Origin of the sequence: Blautia sp. 210820-DFI.6.14, assembly GCF_020558815.1 — a bacterium.
Classification (GTDB): domain Bacteria; phylum Bacillota; class Clostridia; order Lachnospirales; family Lachnospiraceae; genus Blautia_A; species Blautia_A obeum.
In genome coordinates this window covers 1-8,513 of the sequence record NZ_JAJCKS010000049.1, presented here as the reverse complement: position 1 = coordinate 8,513, position 8,513 = coordinate 1, and the positions used below count along the sequence as shown (strand labels likewise).

Annotated in this window: 10 protein-coding genes and 1 pseudogene; 10 read left to right on the top strand and 1 reads right to left on the bottom strand. The window is 37.6% G+C overall.

The window, feature by feature from the left end; all coding sequences use genetic code 11:
* Positions 1 to 224: 224 nt before the first annotated feature.
* Positions 225 to 494, top strand: a complete 270-nt coding sequence (locus tag LI112_RS17330; protein ID WP_055182615.1) for a helix-turn-helix transcriptional regulator — start codon at positions 225 to 227, stop codon at positions 492 to 494.
* Positions 495 to 497: 3 nt separating this feature from the next.
* Complete coding sequence (locus tag LI112_RS17325; RefSeq protein WP_055057108.1) at positions 498 to 1,181, top strand: DUF5714 domain-containing protein; 684 nt, start codon at positions 498 to 500, stop codon at positions 1,179 to 1,181.
* 143 nt (positions 1,182 to 1,324) lie between these two features.
* Here the strand turns inward: LI112_RS17325 and LI112_RS17320 are convergent, their stop codons facing one another.
* Positions 1,325 to 1,810 (bottom strand): entericidin EcnA/B family protein, encoded by a 486-nt coding sequence (locus tag LI112_RS17320; RefSeq protein ID WP_227191166.1) that lies wholly within the window; start codon positions 1,808 to 1,810, stop codon positions 1,325 to 1,327.
* A gap of 157 nt (positions 1,811 to 1,967) precedes the next feature.
* Between LI112_RS17320 and LI112_RS17315 the strand changes: the two genes are divergently transcribed.
* The 8 genes and pseudogenes from LI112_RS17315 (at position 1,968) to LI112_RS17280 (ending at position 8,146) form a co-directional block, all read left to right on the top strand.
* Positions 1,968 to 2,642, top strand: a complete 675-nt coding sequence (locus LI112_RS17315; RefSeq protein WP_044919842.1) for a response regulator transcription factor — start codon at positions 1,968 to 1,970, stop codon at positions 2,640 to 2,642.
* Positions 2,639 to 3,991, top strand: coding sequence for a cell wall metabolism sensor histidine kinase WalK (locus tag LI112_RS17310; protein WP_006427180.1), 1,353 nt, complete (start codon positions 2,639 to 2,641; stop codon positions 3,989 to 3,991). Before LI112_RS17315 ends, LI112_RS17310 begins: the two co-directional genes overlap by 4 nt.
* Positions 3,992 to 4,012: 21 nt before the next feature.
* Positions 4,013 to 4,111: pseudogene (locus tag LI112_RS18590) on the top strand (GNAT family N-acetyltransferase); the annotation flags it as partial.
* Between the two features lie 58 nt (positions 4,112 to 4,169).
* Positions 4,170 to 4,685 (top strand): GNAT family N-acetyltransferase, encoded by a 516-nt coding sequence (locus tag LI112_RS17300; protein WP_227191165.1) that lies wholly within the window; start codon positions 4,170 to 4,172, stop codon positions 4,683 to 4,685.
* Between the two features lie 77 nt (positions 4,686 to 4,762).
* Positions 4,763 to 5,206, top strand: coding sequence for a GNAT family N-acetyltransferase (locus tag LI112_RS17295; RefSeq protein ID WP_144368315.1), 444 nt, complete (start codon positions 4,763 to 4,765; stop codon positions 5,204 to 5,206).
* A 256-nt stretch (positions 5,207 to 5,462) separates the two neighbouring features.
* The gene (locus LI112_RS17290; protein ID WP_003864535.1) at positions 5,463 to 5,639 is read left to right on the top strand and encodes a helix-turn-helix domain-containing protein; all 177 of its coding nucleotides are present in this window, start codon (positions 5,463 to 5,465) and stop codon (positions 5,637 to 5,639) included.
* A gap of 124 nt (positions 5,640 to 5,763) precedes the next feature.
* Positions 5,764 to 6,753: a helix-turn-helix domain-containing protein gene (locus LI112_RS17285; protein WP_208061546.1), complete on the top strand. Its 990-nt coding sequence runs from the start codon at positions 5,764 to 5,766 to the stop codon at positions 6,751 to 6,753.
* A 1-nt stretch (position 6,754) separates the two neighbouring features.
* Positions 6,755 to 8,146, top strand: coding sequence for a tyrosine-type recombinase/integrase (locus tag LI112_RS17280; protein WP_227191164.1), 1,392 nt, complete (start codon positions 6,755 to 6,757; stop codon positions 8,144 to 8,146).
* The last annotated feature ends 367 nt before the right edge of the window (positions 8,147 to 8,513 follow it).

Genomic DNA, 8,513 nt, shown 5'->3' with positions numbered 1-8,513 from the left:
AAATGGGTTTACACAAGAAATGCTTGCAGAAAAAATGAATGTGTCCGTTCGGCAACTGTAAGAGTAATTAACTGATGTTAGGAGCCTCAGTCTTTCGGAGGTTGGGGCTTCGATTTGTATCTATGATGATTGCCGGGTAACTTTATTGAATAAATACACATTGACAAGCATCTATGCGTAGGGTAATTTGATATATAGATGATTGCCTATGTGAGGTAGCGAAAATGGAAGCAAAGGATATGATACTAATATGTAAAGCATTATCGGATACAAATAGACTGGAGATTGTTCGGATGCTGTCAGACGGAGAAAAATGCGGATGTAAGATTCTGGATAAATTCAATATCACGCAGCCTACTTTATCACATCACATGAAAATATTGGTTGACTGTGGGATTGTAAATGATCGTAAGGAAGGCAAGTGGCATTATTATTCTCTGAACAAAAAAGTAATAAGAGAGGCAAGTTCATTTGTTGAAGCTTTGGGAAGGTAGGAAATGAAAGAAGAATGTATTATATGTAAAGCACCACTTATATATCTTGAAAAAGATGAAATGATGGAGTGTGTGTTATGCCATAAAAAGGAATTAAGCAAAACTAGATGTGAGCAGGGTCATTATGTATGTAATGAATGCCATACAAAAGGAATGGGTGTAATTATAGACATATGTCTTAGTGAAACATCTAAGAATCCGATAGAAATTATAAGAAGAATGATGGCGCAGCCATTCTGTCATATGCATGGACCAGAGCATCATGTTATGGTTGGTTCAGCGCTTCTTACCGCATATAAAAATGCAGGTGGTGAGATTGATTTGCCGGAAGCTCTGCTTGAAATGATGAATAGAGGAAAAGCTGTTCCAGGCGGTGTATGTGGATTCTGGGGTGCTTGTGGCGCCGGAATTAGTACAGGAATGTTTATATCAATAATCTCAGGAGCGACTCCACTTAAAAATGAACCTTGGGGTCTGGCTAATAAAATGACTTCTAAGGCACTTGACGCAATCGGGAGCATTGGTGGACCAAGATGTTGTAAAAGAGATTCCTATATAGCCATAATCTCAGCAATTGACTATGTGGCAGAGAATTTCAATATACAAATGGAAAAGCCTGTTATAAAGTGTATTCATTCTGATAAGAACAACCAATGTATTAAGGAGAGGTGTCCGTTTCATGAATAAGAAAAAAGTCGCATTTATCTGTGTTCATAATTCATGCCGTAGTCAGATTGCAGAGGTATGCAGGTAGATAAAATAATTATCTACCTCCTACCCGATTCTAGAAATTAAGAAAGTTCTGCCACATTCTTGTAGCCCAGATGGAATTAATCATCAATGCCGTATTTGTTTTCCAGCGCTTCTTCTGCTAATTCCAGTTCATCTTCCAGTTTTTCAATCGCGCGTTCTCTCGCTTTGTATGTCTCGAAGCTAATCTCTTTCATCTGGTAAGCATACTCAAATTCATCATCAAGTTTATCCAGTTCGTCATCGACTGCGTCTACCTGTTTTTTCAAAGCGTAGAATTGTTCGTGATTCTCAGATGCATTTGTAGATGTTTTTGCATTGTTTACACTTTTTGTTATATTACGGATATCGTTTTCATAAGAAGAGAAATCATAATCCTTTTCGTTCACATTCTCTACTGCGTTTTCTGTGTTACTGATGTTATCATCATCGTCATCTGTATTTGATGTTACAACTTCCTGTGTCTTAATTTCTACATCTTCTGCTGCTCCATTATTGGATGAAGTGCATCCTGTAAAAGCAAATATTAATGTGAGAGATAATAAAACTACTAATATTTTTTTCATAATATGTTCTCCTTTCGGCTCTTGGGTGTTTTGTTTTTGCTGTTATATGTATCATATAGAGGGAAGATTAAAAAAAGATTAAAACAAATAGTAATTTCAAAAAATGAAAAAAAGGACTCTGGCACACGAAAATGATTGGTATTATAATAATTACATTATGAGATTACTGATTGTAGAAGACGAGAATGATTTAAGAAACATTGTCAAAAAAAGGCTTGTCAAGGAACATTACAGTGTAGATGCCTGTGGGGATGGTCTGGAAGCGATGGATTATATCGATATGACTTCCTACGATGGTATTATTCTTGATATCATGTTGCCGGGAAAGGATGGATATGAAATCTTAAGAGAATTAAGGCGACGAGAAGATGATACACCGGTTCTGTTACTGACAGCAAAAGACAGCATTGAAGACCGCGTCAAAGGACTGGATCTTGGTGCCGATGATTACCTGATCAAACCATTTGCATTTGAAGAACTGCTTGCAAGAATCCGTGTCATGATGCGTAGAAAGCCACAATTTACATCCAATCAACTAAAAATAGCAGATCTTATTCTGGATCGTGACACAAGAAAGGTTACAAGAGCCGGAAATGAAATTGATCTTTCTGCAAAAGAATTTATGGTTCTGGAATGTCTTATGCGCAACAAAAATATCGTAATGACAAGACAGCAGATTGAACAGAATGCGTGGGACTTTGATTTTGAAGGTGGTTCCAATGTGATCGACGTATACATTCGCTATTTGCGAAAAAAAATCGATGCACAATATGAACAAAAACTCATCCACACTGTTCGCGGTGTCGGATATGTAATGAGGGAAAACGAATGAAACAGCTGACGATCAAGAAAAAAATTACGCTATGGTACACCGGAATCATTGCCGTAGTTCTTGGGACTATTTTAGTTCTCGTCCTTCTTTTTGTGGATAAGGTTGGAATTTCTGCGACAGAAGAAGAAATCAGTGCCGCAGTGACTGGTTTCTCTTCAAATATTAATTTTCAGGATGATTCCTTTTATCTTGACGGCGATACCGAATTTTACGATGACGGTATTATGTTTTGTATTTATGACAAAAACGGACGCTTACTTTATGGAACGATTCCAACCCAATTTCCAGAAGAAACTATCCTCAAGTCGAATACACCGCGAATGATATCCGGATCAAATCGAAAATGGATGATATATGACAGCGTTTACACTTACGGTGATGATGAGGAAATGTGGGTACGAGGAATTACCTCCGTACATTCTATAGAACTTTTCATGCAGACATCCGAGAAAATGCTGTTGATTGTATTCCCATTACTCATTATTCTGATTGGAGCCATCGGATATTTTATGATCAAGCGGGCATTGAGACAGGTGGATCTTATCTGCGATGAAGTTGAAAACATCAGCAATGGAAAAGATCTTTCCAAACGATTGTCTCTGCCAAAAGCAAAAGATGAATTATACGAATTGTCGGAGAAATTTAACGAAATGTTCGAGCGCTTGGAATTTTCGTTTGAGAAGGAACGTCAATTCACATCAGACGTATCCCATGAACTGCGGACTCCCGTTGCTGTTATCATTTCCCAGTGTGAGTACTTATTGGAAAATGAAAACTTATCTGCGGAAGATAAGGAAGAGATTGCAGTCATCTTAAAGCAGGCAAAACGAATGTCAAAGCTGACAAACGAAATGTTAATGATCGCCAGAAACGAACAGGGCGAGCAGCATTTGATGGAAAAACTGGATTTTGGATTATTAAGCGAACTTGTAATAGAAGAACTGCAGACAAAAGCACAGGAAAAAAATATCGAGATCACCCTGCAAAAGCAGGACGATTTATTTATGAACGGCGACCAGACATTGATTTTGCGTATGATGATGAATTTAATAACCAATGCCATCAATTACGGAAAAACAAATGGACATATCCATGTTATCCTGAAGGTCGAAAATGACCAGATTGTCGGTGAAGTGAAAGATGATGGTATTGGAATAAGTGAGGAACACCTGGACAGAATCTGGGAGCGTTTCTATCGCATAGACAAAAGCCGTTCCAGAGAAAATGGAGGTACCGGACTCGGTCTTTCTATGGTGCGCTGGATTGTAAATCTCCACAATGGAACCATTCACGTCGAAAGTATCGAAGGTATCGGAACGAGTTTTATTTTCCGATTTCCGAAAATATAAGGGGCTATCGCTGTATATCCAATTTCTTTTTACCAAAGAGAAGGGTTCATTATTCAATGTGAAGGCTTGGATGAAGCTACTGGTGAAAAAGAGTACACTATGCTATGGAAACGAAAATAGAAATCGGGATTTGTCAGACCGGTGCAGAAAAACAAACTTGGTTATGGAGGATGATAAAATGAATTTTGAATTAATCCGGGTCGAAACGGAAGAATTACAGCAATATAAAGCAGATATGCAGGCGGCTTTTCAAAAAGGATTTGAAGATGTTTTCGGGAAAACAGATTCTGTGATTCTGCCGGAAACTGATATTGATCAGTCATTGAACGCAGAAGGAGCTGTTGCTTATAAAGCGGTTGTCGATGGGAAAATGGTAGGTGGTGCTGTTGTAGTTATCGACAAAAGCACTCAGCACAATCATCTTGATCTGCTGTTTGTTAAGAATGGTATTCAGAGTAAGGGAATCGGCAAAAAGATCTGGTTTGAGTTGGAGGAGATGTACCCCGGTACGAAGGTGTGGGAAACCTGTACACCTTACTTTGACAGACGCAATATTCATTTTTATGTGAATGTCTGCGGTTTTCATATTACGGAGTTTTTCAATGAGAAACACCCTATGCCGGACACACCGGATGATTTTGTCGGAGACGGCAATGAAGGAATGTTTGAATTCGAGAAGCAAATGAATTTGTGAACTTCAAGTTTGGAGAATTGAGAAAATCGGAATTTGATGAATTAAACTAGATGGCAATTGATGGAGTAACAAGTTGTATGAGAATTCGAGAAGTTAACAAAAATAAAAAGCAGTTTATATCATTATTGTTATTAGCTGATGAACAGGAGAGCATGGTTGATTGCTATCTTGAAAAAGGAACTATGTATGTGCTTGAAGACAATGATGTAAAAGCTGAATGTGTTGTCACCGATGAAGGTAATGGAATACTTGAAATCAAAAATATCGCAGTCAATCCGGAAAATCAGGAAAAGGGCTATGGCAAAGCATTAATTGATTTTCTTGCCAATAAATATGCGGATGAATATTCTGTTTTGCAAGTTGGAACAGGTGACAGTCCATTGACGATACCATTTTATGAAAAATGTGGATTTGTTCGTTCTCACAAGATTCCCAATTTCTTTACCGATAATTATGACCACCCAATTTATGAGGACGGTGTACAGCTAATAGATATGGTATATTTGCAAAGACATATATAATTTCCAGTTTGTTGAATTAAAAATGAAATAAAGTTCCAGTAATCATAGAGTGTATGGATTCAATTCCATATGCTCTTTTTCTTTACTTAATTTCATGAAAAATGTAAAAATCTAATGTTACGAGTTGCATTAAAGAAAACTCGTAAGAAAAAAAGTAAAAAAATTTGCTTTTGACCACTGTAAAACATGCTCTGAGCGTTTCGTTATATGAAGGGATAATTTTTCTTTCATATTTCAAAGAAAAGAGGATAAAGAAATGTCAGAAAAAAGATGTTATACAGTTCAAGAGTTACAGGAAATCTTAGGAGTCAGCAGACCTACTATTTATAACCTTTTAAAGAAAAAGGAATTCCGGTGGATCCAGTTGGATGGCGGAAAGTATCGCATCTCTAAGAAGAGTTTCGATGACTGGCTCGATAACTTGGAACAATAAAAAACAGGGTGTTGATCAGGCAGATTTTGTCTGCAATCGACATCCTAAATTTTTATCTGGATTTGAGATATGATAGATATAAGAAAAAACACTAACACTAAAAAAGACAGGAAGTGAAGAATAAATGGCAACAGCAATTATGAAACAAAAAGAAGTTCCGGAAATGGACGATGTTGAAGAGATCATTTCAAAGATATCAGAAGACAGTCCTTACAAACGGCGTCCGACACAAAAGAGAACCTGGATGACCGTGCCGGAAATGGGAAAGCTGCTGGGATTAAAAAAGACAGATCGATACTGGCTGGTGCATAAAAATGTTTTTGAATCTAAAGAGATTGCCGGAAAGATACGAATCAATATTGCCAGCTTTGAAAAATGGTACGCCAATCAGATTAAATACCATAAAGTTATCGGAGAAGAACCAGGGAAAGAATTGAAATCCTGGTCCTATTCCGTTAAGGAAGTTGCGGATCTGTTGGGTGTTGATGAGTATCTTGTTTATGATTTACTCAAGAAAAATCAAATGGAAGCTGTTATTGTCGATTACTGGAAACGAATACCAAAAGAATCTTTTCAGAACTGGTATAAAAGCCAGTCCCGGTATCGAACAAAGGAAGACAGAGAAAAAGACGCTCTTCTGGAAGATGCAACAATTACGATGCCTGAGATGGCACAGTTGCTTGGAACAACCAGAAGCGCAGTATATACAATTCTTGATAATCCAAAGTATAGTCATTTTTTTGAATTCATTGTGATTGCAGAAAAGAAAAGGATCACAAAAGAGAGTTTTCAAAAATTCCTGGAAGGTCAGGATCGGTATAAGCTGGATCCATCGAATGATTATGAAGAACTTGCACAGGAACAAAATATTGCCCTGGCTAATTTCCGGCGGAAGAAATTATCACAGACCGGAATACGAGGAAGCAATGGAAATATAAAGTATCTTACTTTTGATGAAGCTTCCTATCTGGCAAAGGTCAGCAGAAGCATGATCAACAAGTGGGCGGATAAAGGAAAGTTCACAGTAATAAAAGTTGGCAGTCGAGTTAGGATCCGTCGGGATGAATTTGAGGACTGGATGGAGCAAAGAGATTTGGAAAGGAGTATGCAATAATATGGCATCTATAAGAGAACGAAACGGAAAATTTAATGTAATCTATTCTTATACGAATGAAAAAGGTGAGAGGAAACAGAAGTGGGAAACCTATGAAACGAAAGCCGAAGCAAAGAGAAGAAAAAAAGAAATTGAATATAAAAAAGAGATGGGATCATTTGTCGTCCGTAAATGCAAAACACTGGACGAGCTTATTACAGAATATGTTGCACTTTATGGCAAAGAAAACTGGGCGCTTTCTACATATGAAGGAAATGTCTCTCTTATCAATAACTATATTCTTCCGATCATTGGTGATACGAAACTCTCAGAGATCAATACCCGTTTCATCGAAAGATATTATCAGAGTCTTTTGAAGAGACGTGCAGTTATCAATCCATTGAATAAAACCAGTCGAAATGAATTTGTATCTTCCAGTACGGTCAGGGATATTAATAAGCTGCTTAGAAACTGTTTTGAACAGGCAGTGAAATGGGAGTTGATGGAGAAGAATCCTTGCACCCATGCGACTGTACCAAAACATAAATCACAAAAAAGAGACATCTGGACAGCGGATACATTGATGTATGCGCTCAGTGTCTGTGAAGATGAACGATTAAAGCTCGCAATTAATCTATCTTTCTCATGTTCCCTGCGACTTGGTGAGCTGCTTGGTCTTACCTGGGATTGTGTAGATATTTCTCATGAGGCAATTGAAGAAAACCGTGCATATGTCTTCATCAACAAAGAATCACAGCGTATAAGAAAAGAATCTTTAAATGCATTGGATGGAAAAGATGTGTTGTTGGTATTTCCGACAAATCATAAGAAGAATTCTACGGTCCGTATTCTGAAAACACCGAAGACAGAAAGCAGTGTGCGTAAAATATTCTTACCGAAGAGTGTTGCTAATATGCTGGTAGACTGGAAAGCTGAGCAAGATGAAATGAAAGAAATTCTTGGTGATGAATATATGGACTATAACCTGGTTATGGCAAGTACCTTTGGGCTTCCTCTCGGAGATGGAGCAATCCGTGGTCCTTTAAAAAAACTGATCGAGGACTATAATCTCCCACCGGTTGTATTTCACAGTTTCCGTCATAGCAGCGTTACTTATAAGCTGAAATTGAATGGTGGAGATATCAAGGCGGTACAGGGTGATTCCGGCCATGCTCAGGTCAATATGGTTACGGATGTGTACTCTCATATTCTGGATGATGACCGAAGGAAAAATGCAGAGCTTTTTGAAGAAGCATTTTATGAGAAGAAGAATCTGGATCCACAGATGCATGTACAGCAGGAAAATAATAATGTACCTGTTGCTGATGAAGTCAATCCAGAACTTCTGGCAAAAGTGTTGGCTAATCCAGAGATGCGGGCGTTGCTCAATTCACTGGCGAAGACGATGAAGTAATGAAAAATAGTGAAAAAATAGTGTAATTTTAGTGGAAAAACGATTCGCAACGATATAAGAAATAAGTATCGGAATAATAATACAAATAAAGTTTCAAATGAATCAATAAATGAATCTTTAAATTCAAATGGTTGGTAGCATACACGAACACAAGGCAGACAGGAATTATTTCTCGAAGCCAATGTAGATGAATTGAAAACACTCTTAGAAGTTGCTTTAATTCAGAGCACGGGAGCATCCAACCGAATTGAAGGTATAAGTTGAAAAATAACTTTGAAGCAACTTCGAAGCTGCTTTGAAAATATCAAAGTAGCCAGTCAAAAACGCATGGACAAACCGTCTCGTATGCGTTATATTATTTATAGAC